The 19,635-nt window shown below is 69.5% G+C and carries 20 protein-coding genes and 1 pseudogene; 7 read left to right on the forward strand and 14 right to left on the reverse strand.

Going from position 1 to position 19,635, the window contains the following annotated elements; all coding sequences use genetic code 11:
- Positions 1-4 precede the first annotated feature (4 nt).
- Positions 5-151, reverse strand: coding sequence for a hypothetical protein (locus tag JNW91_RS01150; RefSeq protein ID WP_203173092.1), 147 nt, complete (start codon positions 149-151; stop codon positions 5-7).
- An 81-nt stretch (positions 152-232) separates the two neighbouring features.
- The gene (locus tag JNW91_RS01155) at positions 233-3,187 is read right to left on the reverse strand and encodes an ATP-binding protein (protein ID WP_203173093.1); all 2,955 of its coding nucleotides are present in this window, start codon (positions 3,185-3,187) and stop codon (positions 233-235) included.
- Positions 3,188-3,381: 194 nt separating this feature from the next.
- Here JNW91_RS01155 and JNW91_RS01160 point away from each other — a divergent pair, with 194 nt between their 5' ends.
- The gene (locus JNW91_RS01160; protein ID WP_203173094.1) at positions 3,382-4,647 is read left to right on the forward strand and encodes a prolyl oligopeptidase family serine peptidase; all 1,266 of its coding nucleotides are present in this window, start codon (positions 3,382-3,384) and stop codon (positions 4,645-4,647) included.
- A 54-nt stretch (positions 4,648-4,701) separates the two neighbouring features.
- Positions 4,702-5,226, forward strand: a complete 525-nt coding sequence (pyrE, locus tag JNW91_RS01165; protein WP_203173095.1) for an orotate phosphoribosyltransferase — start codon at positions 4,702-4,704, stop codon at positions 5,224-5,226.
- Here the strand turns inward: pyrE and JNW91_RS01170 are convergent.
- The 5 genes from JNW91_RS01170 to JNW91_RS01190 form a co-directional block, all read right to left on the reverse strand.
- The gene (locus JNW91_RS01170; protein ID WP_203173096.1) at positions 5,170-6,435 is read right to left on the reverse strand and encodes a DUF418 domain-containing protein; all 1,266 of its coding nucleotides are present in this window, start codon (positions 6,433-6,435) and stop codon (positions 5,170-5,172) included. The two genes, pyrE and JNW91_RS01170, sit on opposite strands and share 57 nt — an antisense overlap.
- 303 nt (positions 6,436-6,738) lie before the next feature.
- Positions 6,739-7,008 carry a hypothetical protein gene (locus JNW91_RS01175; protein WP_203173097.1) on the reverse strand — a complete coding sequence of 90 codons (270 nt, stop codon included), beginning with the start codon at positions 7,006-7,008 and terminating at the stop codon, positions 6,739-6,741.
- Positions 7,009-7,218: 210 nt separating this feature from the next.
- Positions 7,219-7,446 (reverse strand): ferredoxin, encoded by a 228-nt coding sequence (locus tag JNW91_RS01180; RefSeq protein WP_203173098.1) that lies wholly within the window; start codon positions 7,444-7,446, stop codon positions 7,219-7,221.
- The gene (locus tag JNW91_RS01185; protein WP_203173099.1) at positions 7,443-8,672 is read right to left on the reverse strand and encodes a cytochrome P450; all 1,230 of its coding nucleotides are present in this window, start codon (positions 8,670-8,672) and stop codon (positions 7,443-7,445) included. Before JNW91_RS01185 ends, JNW91_RS01180 begins: the two co-directional genes overlap by 4 nt.
- A 426-nt stretch (positions 8,673-9,098) precedes the next feature.
- Entirely contained in the window at positions 9,099-10,016 is a 918-nt protein-coding gene (locus JNW91_RS01190; RefSeq protein ID WP_203173100.1) for an NADP-dependent oxidoreductase, read from the reverse strand.
- A gap of 126 nt (positions 10,017-10,142) precedes the next feature.
- Between JNW91_RS01190 and JNW91_RS01195 the strand changes: the two genes are divergently transcribed.
- The gene (locus JNW91_RS01195) at positions 10,143-10,973 is read left to right on the forward strand and encodes a TetR family transcriptional regulator (RefSeq protein ID WP_203173101.1); all 831 of its coding nucleotides are present in this window, start codon (positions 10,143-10,145) and stop codon (positions 10,971-10,973) included.
- Between the two features lie 52 nt (positions 10,974-11,025).
- Here JNW91_RS01195 and JNW91_RS01200 read toward each other — a convergent pair whose 3' ends face one another.
- Together JNW91_RS01200 and JNW91_RS01205 are read right to left on the reverse strand one after the other, a co-directional pair.
- Entirely contained in the window at positions 11,026-11,631 is a 606-nt protein-coding gene (locus JNW91_RS01200; RefSeq protein WP_309244172.1) for a GNAT family N-acetyltransferase, read from the reverse strand.
- 269 nt (positions 11,632-11,900) lie between these two features.
- Positions 11,901-12,674, reverse strand: coding sequence for a hypothetical protein (locus tag JNW91_RS01205; protein ID WP_203173102.1), 774 nt, complete (start codon positions 12,672-12,674; stop codon positions 11,901-11,903).
- 237 nt (positions 12,675-12,911) lie between these two features.
- Between JNW91_RS01205 and JNW91_RS34150 the strand changes: the two are divergent.
- A pseudogene (locus JNW91_RS34150) lies at positions 12,912-12,989 on the forward strand (HD domain-containing protein); the annotation flags it as partial.
- A gap of 219 nt (positions 12,990-13,208) precedes the next feature.
- Positions 13,209-13,748 (forward strand): hypothetical protein, encoded by a 540-nt coding sequence (locus JNW91_RS01210; protein ID WP_203173152.1) that lies wholly within the window; start codon positions 13,209-13,211, stop codon positions 13,746-13,748.
- A 422-nt stretch (positions 13,749-14,170) separates the two neighbouring features.
- Here the strand turns inward: JNW91_RS01210 and JNW91_RS01215 are convergent, their stop codons facing one another.
- Positions 14,171-14,344, reverse strand: coding sequence for a hypothetical protein (locus JNW91_RS01215; protein ID WP_203173147.1), 174 nt, complete (start codon positions 14,342-14,344; stop codon positions 14,171-14,173).
- 26 nt (positions 14,345-14,370) lie between these two features.
- Between JNW91_RS01215 and JNW91_RS01220 the strand changes: the two genes are divergently transcribed.
- Positions 14,371-15,399: a sulfatase-like hydrolase/transferase gene (locus JNW91_RS01220; protein ID WP_255544912.1), complete on the forward strand. Its 1,029-nt coding sequence runs from the start codon at positions 14,371-14,373 to the stop codon at positions 15,397-15,399.
- 223 nt (positions 15,400-15,622) lie between these two features.
- The gene (locus JNW91_RS01225) at positions 15,623-16,612 is read left to right on the forward strand and encodes a hypothetical protein (protein WP_203173103.1); all 990 of its coding nucleotides are present in this window, start codon (positions 15,623-15,625) and stop codon (positions 16,610-16,612) included.
- Positions 16,613-16,692: 80 nt separating this feature from the next.
- Here JNW91_RS01225 and JNW91_RS01230 read toward each other — a convergent pair whose 3' ends face one another.
- The 4 genes from JNW91_RS01230 to JNW91_RS33395 form a co-directional block, all read right to left on the reverse strand.
- On the reverse strand, positions 16,693-17,166 hold the full coding sequence (locus JNW91_RS01230; protein ID WP_203173104.1) for a DUF305 domain-containing protein: 474 nt from the start codon (positions 17,164-17,166) through the stop codon (positions 16,693-16,695).
- 135 nt (positions 17,167-17,301) lie between these two features.
- A complete protein-coding gene (locus tag JNW91_RS01235) occupies positions 17,302-17,778 on the reverse strand; it encodes a DUF1996 domain-containing protein (RefSeq protein ID WP_309244180.1) in 477 nt (158 codons plus the stop codon).
- A gap of 35 nt (positions 17,779-17,813) precedes the next feature.
- Entirely contained in the window at positions 17,814-18,812 is a 999-nt protein-coding gene (locus JNW91_RS33390) for a family 16 glycosylhydrolase (RefSeq protein WP_309244173.1), read from the reverse strand.
- On the reverse strand, positions 18,809-19,570 hold the full coding sequence (locus JNW91_RS33395; RefSeq protein WP_309244174.1) for a discoidin domain-containing protein: 762 nt from the start codon (positions 19,568-19,570) through the stop codon (positions 18,809-18,811). Before JNW91_RS33395 ends, JNW91_RS33390 begins: the two co-directional genes overlap by 4 nt.
- Positions 19,571-19,635: the final 65 nt, after the last annotated feature.

The following is a 19,635-nucleotide window of genomic DNA, read 5'->3' on the forward strand; positions in this document are numbered from 1 at the left end:
TGGCCTACAGGGGCTGATAGGGGTCGTGGTTCGTCTGGTTGTCGGCACCGTCGGGGGCGTCGGGGGCGCTGACGCGCGGCTCGCGGGACAGCTCGGGTGGTGGCTCGTGCTCGATGGCGGAATCGTCACGCGCGACAGGTCGCTCAGGCATGCATCGCCCTACGGCTATGGATCATGCAGTCATGCTCGGGGGGACGAGTGACCTTCGCTATCCAGCGGATACGTCAATTTTTCACGACGCGTCGTCGAGGGAGTCCTCTTCTGCGAACACTCCGGCCTCCACTGCCTTGACCGCGAGCGCGGTCCGGGAGCTCACCTTCAGCTTGCGCATCGCCGCACGCAGCTGTTGATCCACCGTGGCCGGAGACTTCGCCAGGATCCGGCTGATCTCCCGGTTCGTCTTGCCGGCGACAACCAGTTGGACCACGTCGAGCTCGCGAGGCGAGAGCTGGTCGCCGTACCCGCGTCGGCCGCCGCGCCACAGTCGCGGGACCTCGGCGCCGTGTTCGCGAAGCCGCTGCGCGACACGGTCCGCGTCGCCGCGGGCTCCGAGCCGGAACAGTTTCTCGTACTGTGCCGCCAACAGCTCTCGGCCGTGTTCGAGCTGGCCTTGCGCGATGAGCGCCTCGGCTTGACGCTCGCGGGCGAGCATGGCGTCGTAGGGGCGCGGCAACGCGCTCCAGGCGCGCGCCGCCCGATCGTATGCCGTCGTCGCGCGGGCGTGGTCTCCGGCTGCGGCGAGCAGCAGGGCACGGCATACCGTGAGCGCGGCGCGAGGCGCAGGCGCCGTACGGCCACGCAGTCCTCTGGCGAACTGGTCGCCCAGGCGTGTCGCGGCCTTCAGGTCGCCCGCGGCGAGGTGCGCCTCGATCCGGGCGGGGACGAGATCCGTCGCCCAGACCCAGATGCCTTTTCTCCGGACGGTGTCCATCGGCTCGTTCGTGATCTGCAGCGCCCGGCCGCTGTTTCCGTCCGTCAGCCAGAGTCTGGCCAGCGCAGCGGCGGCCTCCATCGTGTCGTCGGCTGCGCCGAGACGGGCGGACTCCTCGAGGACCAGGCGGAACTGCTCCTCCGCGGCGCGCCGCCGTCCGGCTGCGGCTGCCAGCCGGGCCGCGAGCCGGATGCTGCCGAGGTAGTGCGCCGGCCGGTCCCGGTCGGCGTCGGCGAGTGCCGCGCTCTGTTCCGGGAGGCCCTCCCACCGGCCGGTGAGCCACGCCAGGTTGGCCTGTTCGAGTCGGACGTTGTGGTGCAACCGGGACGCCTGCTCGGTCTCGGCGAGGCGCATGGCCACAGCGAGGTGTTCCTCCGCGTCGGCGTACCGACCCCAGATCAGTGCGCCGGTCCCGACATTCGCGTGGATGCGGGCCACGTCGAGACGCTCCGCCGAGGTCGCGCCGTCGACGGGCAGCTCGGCGACGACGTCCCAGGCCTCCTCTTCGCCGAGCATGAGCAACGCTGCGGCTCGGTTGCCGGCCAGGTTCAGCCGCTCTGCGGAAGAGTAGAATTCGGCGGTGAGTTCGGCGGCGCGATCCAGCCAACGCCGATGGGTCGACGCCGGCCACGGCCCCGCGTAGGCCCAGCCAAGATAGGTCATCGCCCGAGCCGCCTCGACCGGGTCATGGTCGAGGTTGGCCACCGCCTGCTCCAGCTCGCTGAGTGCGGCCTGCGCCTCACCCCCGGTGATCAGGAGCCGGCCCAGGGGGTTGCGAATCTCGGCCTGCTGGCGGGCGGAGAGACCGGGGGTCTCCAGCACCGAGCGCAGGGTACGGATCACCCGGTGGTGGACCTCGTCGACCGGTTCACGACGGCCCAGTGCGGCAACTCCGGCGATGCGCGCGACCCGTGCCCGATCCACCGGCGGCAGCACGGCCCACGACAACAGATCGACCAGCAGGTCGACCGCCTTGGTGTGGTCACCCGAGGCCATGGCCAGATCGGCACTCTGCTCGGCGTACCGCGCCCAGGACTGCGTCTCGCCCGCCTCACGGAAGTGGTGGGCAAGGCGTGCGACAGGCGGCGGGTGGATGTTCTCCAAGGCACGGCCGGCCAGCAGGTGGAAGTGTCTACGGTCGGTCAGTGGGATGGCTTCATGGACAGCCGTGGCGGCCAGCACATGCCGGAATCGCCACTGGCCGCGGTCGTCTGCGTCCAGGACGCCGGCGTCCGCCGCTTCCGCGATGGCGCCTCGACACGCAGCGGGTGACAGGCCGGCGGTCACCGCGATCGTGGCCACCGACGACCGCTCAGCCAACGTGGCCGCGGCTCGCAACACCTGCTGCGCCGGCGGCGACAGACGGCCCACCCGCTCCCGGGTGGAGTCGCGCACCGTCGGCGGCACCCGTAGCTCGCGCAGCTTCAGCCGGACCCACTGCCCGTCGCGGAAGACGAGGTCGGCGCGGTCGCACATGAGGCGAACCGACTCCTCCAGCGCCAGAGGAACGCCACCGGTCCGCTCGTGCATGAACGTCGCGAACTCCTGCGATATCGGGTTGCCGTCCAGCATCGAGGACACCAGCGCTGCCGTGTCGTCGGGTCGCATAGGCGCCAGGGCGATCCTCAGCTGGGTCACACCGGCGGGCAACCGGGACGTCAGCCGCAGCAACAGCGACCCGTCGTCCACCTCCTCCGGCCGATAGGAGATCACGAGGCTCGGCCCGTCCGTTTGCTGACGGGCGGTGACGAACAGTAGGAACTCCAAGGTCATCTCGTCGGCCCAGTGGGCGTCCTCGAGCACGAGAACGTCGACACGCAGAGCCCGCAGCAGCTCGTCCAGGGCGCGGAACAGGCGATGCCGGGCCACCTTCGCATCGTCCAAGGGCTGCAGTGCGGGCGGCAGGTCCGAGGACCATTCAGGGAACAGGGGCCGTAACGCACCCGCGAGCGCGGTGAGCGGCAATCGCGACACCGGGCGGTCGATCCCACGGAACGCGTCGACGATCGGCCCCAAGGTCAGCGACTCGCGAAGCGGTGGGCACACCGAGACCAGGGCGCTGCGCTGGTCCGGCGCCGCCAACCACTCTCGCAGCAGTCGGCTCTTCCCGATTCCCGCCTCGCCCTCCACCAGCACGATCGCCGGTGGCCGGGCCAAGGCGCCCCGTAGCGCCGCCATCTCCCGGTCACGACCGACGAAATCCGGCGTAGATACCGTCGGTGAAGTCCCGTCGTCCTCGGGCGAGGGGTCGAGCATGCGTGATGATCTCCCTTTTCGCTGCTCGGGCGCAAGTACACGGCGGCTGCGATCAGGCAGGGCGTCCTTCCGGTAGCTCCGACGACCTCGGGCGCCCTGATCACCCGTGGCGGCACCGGTTGCCAGCGGATCTCTGCGGCACTAGGTTGAAGTTGTATCGATGAACGTCTACATGACAAGGTACGGGGGCCCGCATGTCCACGTCTGTCACTCGCCGCACCGTCCTGGCCGGCGGCGCCGGTGCCGCCATCGGCCTGGCGCTGCCCGGCCCCGCCGCCCAGGCCGGTGACCACCACCCCACCAGCGTGAGCTTCACCCTGGACGCGAGGACGCTCGACGGCGGTGAGCAGGTCACCTCGGTCACCCTCGACACCAGCCGGCTCGGGCCGATCGACACCGCCGGGCTCACCCCCGGCACGTTCAGCGTGCATGCCAAGGCCACCAGCCCGATCCCGATCGCCCCCGGCGACCTGATCTTCAGCGAGTACGACCTGGACCGCACGGTGACGGCGGCCCGGCTCGACCGGCACGGAAACATCGTGCTGGAGCTGAGCTACGCCGAAGGTCAACTCGGCGGTGGCACCCTCGGCTACATCGTGAGCAGGGGCCGCAACGTTCGGCTGGACCTCGTCTACACCATCAAGCAGAACACCCCGCTCCTCCGGCGCCACGGCCCGCCGGTCACCATCACGCGCTTCGTGCAGGGGCGGCTGTCGAACCCCGAGGTGGACGCCTTCAGCCACCACGTCTCGGGCTCGGGCCTGAAGTACCGGTTGTACTCCCCGGAGCGTTCGCACCGCCACGGTCGGCGGCCGTTGATCCTCTGGCTGCACGGCGGCGGCGAGGGTGCCTCACTGCCCGACGACTACTACGACAACGAGACCACGCTGCGCGCCAACCGCGGCGCGCTCGGCTTCGCCACCCCGGAGGCTCAGCGGATCTTCTCCGGCGCGTACGTCGTCGCTCCGCAGAGCACCTCCTACTGGATGGAGGACGGCCCCCGGTTCGCCCCGCTGATCCGCGAGATCGTCCAGGACCTCGTACGCCGCAAGGGTGTCGACCCCGACCGGATCTACGTGGCCGGTTGCAGCAACGGCGGCTACATGTCCCTGGAGATGACCGTTGCCTATCCCGACCTGTTCGCCGCGTCGGTACCGATCTGCGGCGTCGTCGAGCCGCTCGGCGGGGAGGGCCCGCCGCTGATCACCGACGCGGAACTGGCGGGGATCCACACCCCGACCTGGCTGGTCACCTCGCGCGACGACGACACCGTGCCACCCGAGACCAACACGATCCACGCCCACGACCTCATCCCGGGATCACTGATCACCCTGTACGACCATGTCGTCTGGAACGGCTACCAGTTCCCCGGTCACTGGTCCTGGATCTACGTGGCCCGCAACGACCCGAGCCGCAACGGCACCCACATCTGGCAGTGGATGGCCCGCCGTCATCGGTGATCCGCCGTGCGAGGTCAAGGTTGCTTGATCCGGGCGAGATGCGAGGCTGAGCAGGTGACTAACCAACTCGCGCGCCGCGTCTACGAGACCTGCCATCTCACCGGTCGGTTCCTTCTGCGATCCGGGCAGGTCAGCGAGGAGTACTTCGACAAGTACCTGTTCGAAGGACAACCGGATCTATTGCGCGAGGTCGCCGAAGCGATGGTGGCCTTGCTGCCGGGGTGCGATGTGCTGGCCGGGATGGAGATGGGCGGCATCCCCCTCGCCACGGTGATGTCACAGCTGACAGGGCTGCCCACAGTCTTCGTGCGGAAGCACGCCAAGGAGTACGGCACCAACAAGGCCGCCGAGGGCGGTCCCGTGACGGGCCGGCGTGTCGTATTGATAGAAGACGTCGTGACCACCGGAGGAGCACTACTGGCATCGTGCCGACAGCTACGCTCCATCGGCGCCCAGGTGGAGACGGTGGTCTGCGCCATCGACCGCGAGCAGGGTGGTCGTGAGAATCTGGCAGCCGAGGCGCTACAACTCCGCTCCGCTCTCACCCGCCGCGACCTGGAAGCTTCCCTGATGTCGTGACAGCTTGGGACCTCTAGGGCCAAGCAACCGGGGCCACCGCTGCTCGGTCCAGGTCCGCAACAGCCACTCCATCGGTCCGTACCGGAACCGGGCCATCCACGCTGCGCTGGCGGCGAGCTGCACCGCGTAGATCGCGACCGCGATGAGTACGACGAGCAGGGGTGCCACGGTACCGGCGAGACCCAGCCCGACGCCGGTGAAGACCAGCACGCAAAGCAGCGACTGACCCAGGTAGTTCGACAGGGACATGCGGCCGGCCGGCGCGAGTACGGCGGCGACCCGCCGTCCACGGTGGGTTTGGAAGAACTGGAGCAGGGTGGCGGCGTACGCCGCCGCGAGCAGCGGCGCGGTGAGCACGCCCGCGGTCAGCCCGGTCAGGTTGGCCGTGCCCCCGCCCGATGCGAAGACCACCGCACCGGCCAGGCCGACCGGATAGCCCACCTGCTGCACCCGGCGCAGGAGCTGCCGGTTCCCGACGACGTCGGTGAGCAGCCGGCGCCGCCCGGCCGCGTAACCGAGGAGGAAGGCCGAGAGGGCGAGTGGCCCCTGCACCAGGAGCGCGCCGAACATCGCCGGCAACTGGCGTACGTGCTCGGTGACGACCGAGGCGAGCCCGCCCCGTAGCGCCTCGGTGGACCGCTCCCCCGCCACGAGTGCCGTGGCCGGATCGGTGACCAACTGGGCCCCGCCCGTGGCGGCGAGCGCGAGGACGAAGCCGATCCCGCCGGTCACCAGAACGGCGGTACGCAGCGCCGTTCCAACGGCGACTCCTCGCATGGCGAGCAGGACCAGACCGAGCAATGCGTACGTGGCCAGGATGTCGCCCTGAAACAGCAGCACCGCGTGCAGAATACCGAGCACGAAGAGCCCGACCAGCCGTCGCCGGAACCGTGGGGCGAAGTCGACGCCGCGTCGCGCGGCGGAATCGAGCTGAAGCGTGAAGCTGTAGCCGAACAGAAAGGAGAAGAGCAGGTACGCCTTCATCGTGAAGAGCAGCTCGACCAGCCACCGGACCGCCTGGTCGTCCCACGAGTTGTGCGCGGGATCCGTAACCAGATGGAAGGAATAGCCGGAGGCGAAGAAGGCGATGTTGACGACCAGGATGAGGAGCAGCGCCACGCCACGCAAGGCGTCAACGTCGACGATCCGGGAGAGCGTCCCGGACGACACCCGATTCTCGACGGGCGGGTCTTCGAGGTAAGGATTCATGGCCACCTCCGGGCGGACAGGCGCCGTGCTCGATGCCTTTCCTGCGACGCTAGAAGGCGGTCGATCCAGATCACAGCCAGTGAGCGGGAAGGTCGCCGGTGGGGCAGGCCCTACCAGGGCACTCGTAAAAACGGCCACATCCCCGTTCCAGCGTGCTTCCCGGGGAGTTGCGGCGACCGATGTGTTCGGCCCTTGTTGCTGCGTAGGACGCCACGCTCGCCGCCGCCGGCGACGAGCCGACCACCGTGCGACGCGCGTTTCCGCGCAGCGCCAACTACGGTTGCGCCCGCCCGCGGGAGGGAGTTATCCCTCGGCAGTGGGTCGGCTGTGCACCACCAGCTCGTCGATCTCCAACCGGCCGACGCGCAGCTCCCGCACGACCGCCCGGCGGATCGCCAGCCGCCCGATGGCCAGCGCCCCGACGGCCACTGCCCCGACGGCCAGCGCACCCACGGCGAGGGCGCCGAGCGACGCCGCCCCCGCAGCCCGCGCGCCTGTAGCCGCCGCCCCCGTCGCCACCGCGCCGTTGGCGCGCGTCCCGGTCAACCGCATCAGGCGTACCTCTCGCTTCATCCCCCCATTGTCCGCGTACCGCCGGCCGCCCGCTCCCGACAGGTCCGGATGTCACCGCACCGCACGTACCGCCGGTACCGCCCGCTCCGGTCACCGCCCTGCGGGCCACTGACCCTGTGCCGCGCGGGCTCCGTGGCCGCGTGGCCCGACCGGCTGCCGGCCCACCCCGCCGTCAAACGGCCTGTCGTCCTGTCGGCCCTCGCTGTCGGGTCACTCCTCCGGCGCGATCAGCCGGTCGTCGGTGGCGTCGCGGACCGTGATCGCCTCCACCGGGCACGAGTCGGCGGCGTCGAGGATGACCTCGGCCGGGGCGACGACCTCGGCCAGCGGCGTGGACAGGCCGTCGACCAGGCGGAAGTGCTCGGGCGCGGTACCGGCGCAGATGCTCGTGCCGATGCAGCGGTGCGAGTCCACCCCGATCCGCCATGCGGTACTCACCAGGCCACCGGCATGCCGAGCAGGCCGCGCACCAACATGCCCCGCTTCCACTCGAGTTCGGCTTCCGGTACGGCGAGCCGCAATCCGGGCAGGCGAGTCACGAGGGTGGCGACGGCGACCTGCAACTCCATGCGGGCCAGCTGCGCGCCGACGCAGTGGTGTACGCCGTGCCCGAAGCCCAGGTGCGGGTTCTGCTCGCGGTCGAGATCCAGCCGGTCCGGGTCGGCGAAGACGGTACCGTCCCGATTCGCCGACGACAGCGAGCCGAGAACCGGCTCACCTGCCCGAACCAGCACCCCGGCGACCTCGACGTCCTCCTTGGCGTACCTGGCGAAGGAGGAGCCGACGCCGAGCGGCACGTACCGCAACAGTTCCTCGACCGCGGCCGGCACCAGCGACGGGTCGGCCCGCAGCCGAGCGACCTGGTCCGGATTGTGCAGCAGGACGTAGACGAAGTTGGGGATCTGGGTCACCGTGGTCTCGTGGCCGGCCGCGAGCAGCCCTGCGGCCAGCTCCACCAGCTCGGTCTCGCTGAGCCGATCCTGATTCTCGTCGCGGGCCCGCACCAACGCGCCGAGCAGGTCGTCGATCCCCGGCTCGCGGCGGCGCTCGGCGACCAAATCACCGATGTAGCCCCAGAGATTGTTCAGGTACTCCTGGATCGTTTCCAAGGGCAGGGAGGTGGTCGAGACGATCGCCTCGGACCAGGTGTGGAAGCGGTCGCGGTCGGCATACGGGACCCCGAGCAGCTCGCAGATCACCTGGATCGGCAGCGGCGTGGCGACGTGCTCCACCAGGTCGGCGGGAGGACCGAGCCGGAGCATGTTGTCGACCAGTTCGTCGGCGATCTCCTGGGTTCGGGGTCGCAGCGCCTCTACCCGACGTGCCGTGAACGCCTTCGCCACCAGCCGGCGCAGCCGAGTGTGATCGGGCGGGTCCATGGTCAGCATGCCGCTGTACTGCTGGCGCGGGGTGAGCCTGGGCTCGTCGCGCTGGACGGCCGGGGCGCGGCCGAACCGCACGTCGCCGAGGACCGTGCGGACGTCCTCGTACCGGGTGGCGAGCCACGCCTCCTCGCCGTAGGGGAGCTTTACCCGGGTCATCGGCTCGTTCTCGCGCAGCTCGCCATAGGTCGGATCGACGACGAGGCGGTCGGGCACACTGAACGGGTACGGCCGCGCGGGCGGAACGGTTCGACTCTCGGTGGTCTGCGCGCTCTCCCTCATCCGGATTCCCTTCGTCGAGACGGCGTGATCCTCAGGCCGGCACCACGTTCGTAGCGGCGCCGGATTTGCCAGCGTCGAGGGCTCACGGACAGCACGCATCGACGTTCAGTAATCTGTCGATTTCGGATCGTAGCGGGAGATGTCGAAGATCGCCATGGCGGCCGATCCGCGTCCGTACGCGACAGCGTTCTCGTGGCGAACCGCTTGCGGGGCCTCGTCCTCGACGACCAGCCATTCCCCGCGTCGGTCGTCGCCGCCCGGCCGGCACCACCGTCATACCGATCTTCGGCTTCAAGGTTCGCAAGCCGGAGCCCTCGCAGACCCGCAGCGGGCTTCAGCCCCTGGCTGAGCCACGGCATCAACTCCGCTGCGCCGGATCAACTTCCTTGACCCGGGACATCAACGCGGCCCGGAGGCGACGGGCGCTCAAGGGCGCACGCGGATGACGGTCTTGCCCTTGCGCCGCTCGGTCGGGTTGAGCGCGAGGATGGCGTCGTCGAGAGTCGCGACTGTTCCGATGTGCGTGCGAAGGCGCCCGTCTCGCACCCGGTCGACGATCTCCACCAGCTGACTCGGAACGGACTCGACGACGAAGTCGACCGCCAAGCCGTCGACAGGACGGGCCTCGACGGGTCCGACCACCGACACCAGCGTCCCGCCAGGCCGGATGATGCTCGCCGAGCGCCTTTGGATTTCACCGCCGATGACATCGAAGACCAGGTCGACCCCGCCGATGTCTTCGAGATCATCGTGGTCGAGGTCGAGGAACTCGTTCGCGCCGAAGTCGAGCGCCGCCTGGCGGTCCGCCGCCCGACCGGTACCGATGACGTGGGCGCCGAACTCCCGGGCGAGCTGCGTCACCACTGACCCGACGGCGCCGGCGGCGCCGTGTGCGAGGACGCTCTGCCCCGCCTGAAGACGACCGTGCCGGAACAGGCCCTGCCACGCGGTCAGACCGGAGATCGGCAGGCTCGCACCCACCGTGAAGTCGACGTTCCCCGGCAGCGGCGCAAGGTTGCGTGCCTCCACGGCCGCGTACTCAGCCAGCGTTCCATCCCGGTGCCAGTCCGTGATCCCGAACACCCGCTGCCCCAGCGATAGTCCCGTCGTGCCGTAGCCGAGGGAGGAGACCACGCCGGCGAACTCGTGGCCGATGATCGCCTGGGCGCGATCGTGACCGGAGCGATCGACCCATGTCGAAGGCCATTCCCACTCCGCGGGGACGAAGCCCGACGCGTGGACCTCAACGACGACATCATTGATCGCCGGCGTCGGCTCAGGCCGCTCCGCGAGTGTGATCCCGGCTGCTTCCGCGGCTTGATCCATCGCGACGATTGCCCTCATGGGTGCCTCCTTGTATTTCGTGCTCGCCGGCTCTGCACGCCGCTTTCTGGGCCTGTCAGCCCAGTAATGGCAGTCAACACGGCGCGAAGTGGGCTGTCAAGCCCAGTCTGCGTTATCGTGCGTGTCATGGAAGCCACAACGGCAGCTCGGGTACCGCAGAAGCTCACGGGCAAGGGGCAGGCGACCCGAGCCCGCATCCTCGAGCACGCCGCGGAGCTCATCTACACCAAGGGCGTCCACGCGACGAACAACGAGCAACTCCGTCGCGCGGCAGGCATCAGCGGGTCACAGCTCAACCACTACTTCCCGACCAAGGAGAGCCTTGTCCTCGCGGTCATCGAGTGGCAGGCCGAGCGCGTCCTCGCGTTCCATCGCAGTGAGCGTTTCACCCACTTTGAAACCCTTGACTCCCTTCGGGAATGGGCGGGCTTCTACATCGCCTACGAGCGCTCCTACCGGGAAGGTTGCAGCCTCGGCTCGCTCGCCAGCGAGATCATCAAGACCGACCTTGACGTTCGCACGGAACTCGCGAACGCGTTCGAGCAGTGGAGAGACATCTTCCGAGATGGACTCGAACGTATGCAGAGGCTCGGCCGGATCAGCGTCGAGGCGGATCCCACCCGACTGGCCTATCTCCTGCTCTCCGCCTTTCAGGGCGGCATGCTCCTCGCCCAGGTCGCCCGCGACGTCGCCCCACTGAAAGACACCCTGCGGGCAGCCATCGACTACGTGCAGACATTCGCGATGCCCCCTGCTGGCGCACTCGAAGATCACACTGAGGCCCAGCGCAAGCAGCCCGGCCGGCCCCGCAAGCTCGACCCCAACCAGTTCGCCACGGCCCGGGCCGCTCTCGCCGCCGGCCAACCGGTCGAGCAAGTCGCTGCGGCCTTCGGCGTCAGCCACGCCACCCTCTACCGCCACCTCGCCGAACACGACAACGAACACACTTCGCCCTGAGCAGCAGCGACCAGGGCTGGCCGTGCTCGTTCTGCGGCTGGTTACACGATCCTTACCGGCACTCCACCGATGGCTGCGCAACGGCGGCGGTTTCCGAACCCTCGGCGAAGTCTGCTAGGTCCATCGCGTAAACGCGGACCTGGCGGCCGGTGTCCGGCTGCACCGTCTCGCGCTCCAGCGACATGCCCAGCTTGACCATCACCCGCGCGGACGCCTCGTTGCCGACGATGTGGATGCTGACCAGCCGCCGCAGGGCGAGCCGGGCACGAGTGTGGGCGACAACGGCCTGGGCCGCCTCGGTGGCCAGCCCCCGACCCCAGTACGCGCGGCCGAGCCGCCAGCCGATCTCCACGGCCGGCATGACCTCGGGCAGGAAGGTCGGCACCGCCAGTCCGGTGAAACCGGCCAGCTCGCCGGTCTCCTTGATCTCCACCGCGTACAGCCCGAAGCCGTGCTCGTCCCAGTGCCGCTGATAGGTGGCCAGACGCTCCGCGGTCGCGGCCCGGTCCAGGGTGCGGCCGTCATGGATGTAGCGCATCACCTCGGGCTGCGCGTTGACCGCGGCGAACCCGTCCAGATCATCGCTTCGCCAGCGGCGCAACAGTAGCCGCGGAGTCTCCAGGGACGTGGCATCAAGGGAGCTTGTCGGGTCAGGCACGTCCCCTTCGTAGCATTTCGGCGCCCAGGGGGCGATGGATAATCCGGTTGGGAAGCTGCCGGTGAACCGGCCAGGAAGGTGCGATTCGGTCGGGCCAGGTGCGGACGTCGCCAGCGGTTGCCGAGACGTGCAGGTGCGCGTCCGGCAGGACCCTGGCCAGCCCGGCGACGCCGCTGCCGGGGTGCGGTAGCGAAGCCGCACCCCGGCAGGGACGCCGATCGGGACTGACATCATGACGACAGGTGTCGAGAGCCTCCCAGGGCTCCAGGTCAGCAGCCGAGCCGCTTACTCGACAGGGCGATGTCGTCGATCCAGAGGTCGAACTCGTCCGGTGTCGTGCCGCCCTGGTAAAGCTGCCAGCCGATCTTCACCGTGTCGACCGTCGGCAGGACGAAGGGAACATCGTTGCCACCGTGGTCGCTCGTGGAGGCGGTCAACTCCGGGTTCGCCACGCCGTCGATCCAAACCGCGACGCGGTTGTCCGCCGCGTCGATCTTCCACTCGAAGCACTGCCAGGTGTCCTCGGCGACCGGGGCGGACTCCCGCCAGTTGGTCCAGTCGCCGGTCGGACCGCCGTCGGCGCCGACCCCCCAGAAGGTTCCGGGGACCGTGGGCGCGTACTGGCCGCCGACCGGACGGACGACCTCCGCGCTGCCGGTGCCGGTCGCCTCCACCAGCGTGAAGTGGGCCCAGTCCGGGGCCGTGGGGAAGGCATCGACGCGCAGACGCATCCGGCCGTAGAAGCGGTTGCCCGGCGCGGCGAAGTCGTCGACGCGCAGGAAGGCACGTCCGTTGTCAACCGTGTGGATGTGCAGCACCTGGTTGCCACGACGGGCACGTTCGACGGTGAGCGTGCCGTGGCGGGTGTCGACGCCCCACTTCAACGTGCTGGGTCCCCCGGGAGGCAGTCGCTCGAAGTCCTCACAGAAGAGCAGGCCACGGGGGCACGAGGGCGGGGAGGCCCCCGCCGCGCCGGCAGGAATGCTGCCGACTGCGGCGCCGAGGATCAGGGCGGCGCTGAACACCGCGAGAGATTTGCGCATCGTCATCCTCCAAGACGGCTGGTCTCCACCCAGGGGTCGGGCCAGCAGGAACTTTCCGGCCATCCGACGCTGCGGTGCTCCCGCTCGCACCGCTGCGGCGCGGTTGCCTCCGCCTGCGGCGATCCGAGCTATTCCGGCACGACCGCATCAGCTCCGGTTGCATTGATACACGTGACTATATGCGAAGGCGTCTGCATGGGTCCGTCCCGCTCCGGCCACGGATTACGCTGCCGGCCACGAGCGGCGCTCAGGACCGCCAGCGCCCACCGCCTTGCCGACGCCGCCCTCAGCGGACAACCCCTGGCCTGGCTCACCCGTTACCTCTTTGATCGTCCCAGCCGGGGACCCTCGGTCGCTCGGCCCGGTATGACTTCCTGCCCCTGTCGTTCGGATGATCCGGAGGGTGTTGTCGCCGGGTCGGGTGGCGTCGGCGGACCGCTGATAGTGACACGCCACCCCTGTTGGGATAGGTCTCTTCGTAACGTGGCTGCCGGCAGTCCGACGCCCGGACCAGCGGGCGACGGTCCCCGCTGGGTGGCTCTGTCCGCGTCGGATGCTGTCATCGTTGCTGTCGACAGCTCAGGCACCGACTTCAACCACCCGCCGTGCGTGGGCCTGCCGCTCGCGCGTTTGTCGGATAGCTTGTCCGGTATGGACATCGGCAATCATCACCGTCGAGCTGCTACTGGCAGCTCTCCGGACGAGAGTGCTTGGGTCTCGTCCCGGCCACCCCTGCCGGTGCTCATCGCCGCACTGCTCGTTACCGCTGGCGCACTGGTGCCACTCGGGTTACTCGTCCTGGTGCTGACCGAGTTCGAGGCCCGGAATCTGGTGCCAGTGCTACTGCTCGCCTTGGTCGGCGTGGGTGTCTGCGCGTCAATCGGGTACGGGCTGTGGCGCGGCTGGCGTGGGTCTCGGATCGTGGCCGTGGTGCTCGGCGTGCTGGTTCTGCTATCGGGGCTGAATTCGCTCGGGTCCAGCAACTCCGGATTTCTGCCGATAGCGTACGGCGCATTGGTGGCGCTGCTCGTGCTGGTTCCCGCCTCCGCCCGCGCCTGGTTCCGTCATTCCTGACGCGCCCTTCAACATGGGATAGGCCCGCACCTGCCAGTGCTGCGCGCAGGGCAAGGGCGCCGCACGGCCCAAGGAGAAAGGCCCCTGCCGCGCCCTCGGCCGCTGCTGTCAGGCCGTCCCGTCGACGCGCACGGTGAGGCGATGCTGGTATCGAACCGTGCGGAACAGGACGCCGCACCCGCTCTGACCTGGTAAACGTGGAGCCGCAGGCAGGGGTGGGCGCAGTTGAGAAACGTTCGATGCCGTTGGGCACAGGTCAAGGCCGTTCAGGGCACCCCGTTGCTCCCAACCTGCTCCCCCAAAACCGGGCTCGCGGTAGCCGGCGGCGTATGCGGATCCGGTGGGCGGCGCCCCGACGTCTTGAGCGCCGTCGGCGCCGGCATCGGCGGTTGGGCTGGTGTCGCGCTCGATAGCGGACGGATCTATGCCGGCTCGCGCACGCCGCCGGCGTTGCCACCGTCGTCTGGCGTCGGTTCGGCCGGGGCTTCGGGCAGTTCATCCTGCGCGCCAGGCAGAAGGACGCCCGCGTCGTCGGGCACCGGTTCACGCGGGTCGATGGGCGGATACTGTTCGGGATCGAGATCCGGTCCAGTCATCAGGCGAGTATCCCTCGTCTTCCGGACTGCCGCTCGTCGGGCCCGCGAGCCGGGCGGCCTTCCCCTCGCCTTCGGAGTACAACTACGACCTCAACGAGAACCACACCGTCGTCCACTACGGCAACCAACCGGCCGACTACCTGACCAACGTGCTGTCGCGCAAGGGCAAGGACTTCATCCAGCGTTCGGCGGCCGCCAACACGCCCTTCCTGCTGGAGGTCTCGACCTTCGCCCCGCACAGCCCGTTCACCCCGGCCGATCAAGACCTCGCCGACTTCCCCGGCCTCACCGCCCCGCGCACCGCAGCGTACGACCGACTGCCCACCAACCCGCCGTCGTGGCTGGCCGGCAACGGGCCGCTGAGCGCGCAGGAAAAGAGCACCCTGGACACGAACTTCCGCAAGCGTGCCCAATCCGTACAGGCGGTCGATCGACTGATCGGCAACTTGCGCGCCCAACTCACCACCAGCGGCATCGCTGACAACACCTACGTGGTGTTCAGCTCCGACAACGGCTTTCACATGGGCGAGTACCGGCTGACCGGAGGCAAGCAAACCGCCTTCGACACCGACGTGCGGGTCCCGCTCGTCGTCGCCGGGCCGGGCGTCGTCCCCGGATCGCAGCGTGCCGAGATCGTGCAGAACATCGACCTGGCACCAACCTTCCAACGCATCGGCGCCGCCGACGTCGGCGCGCACGTCGACGGGCGCAACCTGCTCCCCCTCGCACAGGGCGACCCTGCGCCGAACTGGCGTACCGGGGCGTTGATCGAGCACCACGGGCCCAACCAGGCGGCTGATGACCCCGACGCCCAGGACCTGCGCAACGGCAGCCCAGTCACCTACGAGGCCCTACGAACTGCGACCTACACCTACGTCGAGTACTCAAACGGCGAACGGGAGTACTACAACCGGACCGTCGACCCCCACCAGCTCGACAACATCGCCGCCGGGCTCTCGGCCACGCGACTGGCGGCGCTGCACGATGCGCTTGCGGCGTACGTCGCCTGCCACAGCCACTCGGCGTGCTGGACGGCAGGTCACGTGCCGGCCTGACGGCGCGCCAACGCAACGGCCCTGACCTGCGGCCTCGCGCTGTCGCAGGTCAGGGCCGGCAACGACGAGTTGGCCACCAAGGCGCGAGACGCATCAATCCTGCGGACTCACGTTCTTCCCCGCTGGACCGACGTGCCGGATCGACTTTTGCTGAGTCGGGACCGTAGCTGCTTGGCAAGGCGAAGAAATGAGGACCAGCACGCGGGCCATAAGATCTACTTCTATGGTCCGCACCACGCCTCCGCGTCCCCTGGACATCACCGCGCTCTTCCCCGAACTGCGGGAACATTCCATCACCGCTACCCGCCTGCATCCCCGACCCGGCGCTCCGACCGTTACGGACAGCTCGGTCGGCGGACCGCTGCTGTGGCCGGCGGACGAGGTATGGCCGGTCTGCGACGACGCCGGGGCGCACGAGCCATGGAACCTGACCACCCCGGCCGCCCTGCGCCGCGGGCGGGAGATCCTCGCGACCGCAGAAGCCCGGGAGCCGCTGCCGGGCGGGGACTTCTTGACTGCGCAGGAGCGGGCCGAGCTCGATGCTGCCGACGCTCTGGACTTGGACGACCTGATCGAGGACCCCATCCCGTTGGTCCCGGTCGCGCAGCTGTACCGCCGAGATGTCCCGGACTACGCCGGTCCGGACGGCACCGACCTGCTCCAGGTGCTGTGGTGCCCGGTGGACCACTCGGACCGGCACTACAGCCCTCGCGTCTTCCTCTACTGGCGCGACAGTTCCGCCGTCGGCCCGCTGCTCGAAGCGCCTCCCGAGCCGCCGGTGATCAGCGACATGTACCTGCCGGTTCCGTGCGTGGTGCACCCCGAGCAGGTCCGCGAGTACCAGTACGTCGATCTGCTCCCCGATGACCTACGCGAGCGGCTCGACGAGTGGGATGACGACGAGGACGAGAGCCGTCCCCACTATCGGAGCGACTTGTCGCTGGCGCCGGGATGGAAGGTCGGCGGGTACGCGAACTGGTCACTGAGCGATCCGTACCCGATGGATTGTGCTGTCTGCGGGACCACGATGACCTTGATTCTCACCGTGGATTCGGGCGACTGGAACGGCATGCGTTGCAGCTGGCGCCCGTCCGAGGAAAACCCGACCGCGTCCCCAGACACCGTCGGCGTGCAGATCGGGCGCGGCTACTCGCTGTACACCTTCCGCTGCCCCGAATCCTTCGATCACCCCCCGGCCACCGCAATGCAGTGACGCGGCCACCACCCGCGGTCGCCGCCGGCTCCCCGGCGGCGACCGCTCGGTGCCACCGGCGTCCGACGTGGCGGACAGGGTCACGGCGTGGGCGTCGTCCGCCTGAGCCAGCCGAGTTCGGTGACCCGGGTCTGCCGCATCCGCTCCGCGAGCCGCCGGGTCTCCGGATCGGCCCCGTTGGTTTGTTCGGCGTCCGCGAGCCGCTCGCCCTGCTCCACGTGCTCACGCAGGGTCTCCCGCACGGCGCGGTCGAACGCCGCGTCGCGCAGTGAGCGCAGCACGACGAGGTCGGCCGGGATCACCATGCCGGGCAGATCGTGCCCCTCGTGCTGGTTGACCGCCGGGAGCCCCGCGCTGCCCCGCAGCCGCCTCAGGTCGTCGAGCTCCGCGCGCCGGCCCGCCGCGATCCGCCCGGCCAGGTCCCGGATCCGCTCGTCCGTGGTCTGCCCGGGTACGAGGTCAAGCGCCTTGAGCACCTGTTCGTTCATCGGGATCATCAACTGGATCCAGGCCGCGTCGGTGCCGCCGAGCGTCGCCGTGGCCGGGGTCGACACGACGGGGGCCGGCGCGGCCCTTTCCGTGGCCGGCCCGGTGGCGCAGCCGGCCGCCGGCACGAGGGCGAGCAGCAGCCCGGCAAGCAGGGCGGACAGCCTCGCGCCCGGTGCCGGGCCGGCGAGGAGGTACGACCGTCACGGCGTCCCGCTGACGCCGCACTTGATGATCGGGCGGATGCAGTCCCGTACCCGGCGCTCCATCTCCGCCACCGGCCAGGCGTTGAAGAAGTCGCCGTGCATCGTGTAGCCGGCACCGGACGCGAGCCGGAAGCGGGCAGGGTCACCGTTCGCCGGGTACCGGATCACCTGGCGCAGCTTCGGCACGGGCACCGGGTGGCTGGCCGGGCAGTCGTTGTTCACCGGGTACGCCATGTGGCTCTGGTGGTTGGCCGAGTCCAGGTTCACCCCGTCCCAGCACTGCGGGAAGTCCAGGTACGACTCGATCATGCTGCCGGCCGGACAGCTGACGAAGTTCTTCGACGGGGGTACCTCGCCATGGTGCAGGCAGGACCATCGGGCGATGCTCTGCTCCGGCGCGGTCGCTTGGCGTTCCCGGCGACGATGCGCAGACCCAACGGCAGCGGCTGGCGCCCGCGAGCCGGTGTCGGAGATGTTGGCAGGGACATAAGGACTTCTTCCGGGCCGGGCTACTGGTAGACGCGGACGTAGTCGACGAGCATCCGCGACGGGAACGGCGTGGTGCCGTCCACCGGTCCCGGGAAGTCGCCGCCGACGGCCAGGTTGAGGATGAGGTAGAACGGGTGGTCGAAGACCCACGGCCCACGGGTCGACTCGACCGTGGCCTTGCTGGCGACGAAGACCGTCTGCCCGTCGATCTTGAAGGTGATGCCGCGACTGTCCCACTCGGCGGACCAGACGTGGAAGCCGCCGGAGAGGTCCACCCCGCCCGGTGACGGGTACTTCTGTCCGTACCCGTTGCCGCCGTTGTAGGCCGGCGCGTGCAGGGTCGAGTAGGCCTCCAGCGTGTTGCGGCCGAGGACCTCCATGATGTCGATCTCCCCGTTGTACGGCCACGGCCGCCCGGTGAGGAAGTCGGCGCCCATCATCCAGAACGCCGGCCAGAGCCCGTTGCCCTTCGGCACCCGGATGCGGGCCTCGATCCGGCCGTACTGCACGTGGAACTTGTTGCCGGTGTTCATCCGGTGCGAGGTGTACGAGCGGCCGTTGACGGTTTCCCGGCGGGCCTCGATGACGAGTGAGCCGGCGCCGTCCAGGCTGGCGTTGTCGTTGTTCGTGTAGTACTGGACTTCGTTGTTCTGGCCGGTGCCCGGATCGATCGTCCACTTGGCAGGGTCGGGCTTGCCGCCGACGGCGCCGTTGAACTCGTCGGCGAACACGAGCCGGGTGGCCGGGAACGTCGGGTCGGGAGGCATCGTCGGCGGCGGGGTGGGGTTGCCGCCGGTGCCGTACACCTTGAACTCCCACAGCGAGTACCCGTACTGGCTGCTGCGGGCGGTGCCGTACATCCGCACGTACCGACCGGTGCCGGTCACGTCGATGGTCTCCTTGAAGCCCTTCCCGGTGGTGGTCGAGTAGACGGTGGTCCAGGTGGACGCGTTCGGCGAGACCTGAATCTGGTACGACCTGGCATACGCGGGATCCCACTGCAGCACGACCTGGGTCACGGTGGCGGTGCGCCGAGGTCGACGTAGATCCAACCCGGGTCGACCCAGCCGTTGGTGGGACTCGTCGCCCAGCGGCTCGCCGGGTCGTGGTCGAACGCCTTGTCTGGCGTGCAGCCGAAGCACGCGCCGTCGTTCTGGCTGGTCGACGCGACCGCCGGCTTGGCGTACGACAGCAGCGTCGCGCCGCCGGGCGGCGGGGTCGTGGGCGGCGGGGTCGTGGGCGGCGGGCCGGTGCTGCCGTAGACCTCGAACTCCCACAGCGACACGCCGTACTGGGTGGCGCGCTGGGTGGTGTTGACCCGGACGAAACGGCCGGTGCCGGTGACCGCGAGGTCTTGGACGCCGCCCGTGCCGGCCGTGGTGGTGTGGATCGTCGTCCAGGTGTCGGTGCCGGTGGGCGATGTCTCGATGGTGAACGCGCGGGCGTAGGCGGCCTCCCAGCGCAGCACCACCCGGCTGACGGTGGCGGAGACACCCAGGTCGACCCGTAGCCACTGCGGGTCGCTGAACGCGCTGGACCAGCGGGTGCCGGCATTGCCGTCGACGGCCGCCGAGGCGGGGAACGCCACGGACTCGGTCGACGAGGCGGTGACCGGCCGCCCCTGCGACAGCAGCGCGTCGGCGGCGTCGGCGGGCGGCGCCAGGATCGCCAGGTACGCGCCGAGCAGCAGGAGCAGTGCGCTGCCGAGGGCCGCGAGGCGGCTGCCGCGCCCGGCTCGAGACAACGGGGTGAGGGACGGGGGGAGAGTCCGATTCATCGGTACTCCTTCGGGGTGGCGGCGGCGGGACCGACAGCTCACTGCTTCGGGCCCAACTCGCAAGA

It is taken from the genome of Micromonospora parastrephiae, assembly GCF_016802865.1.
GTDB lineage: Bacteria > Actinomycetota > Actinomycetes > Mycobacteriales > Micromonosporaceae > Micromonospora > Micromonospora parastrephiae.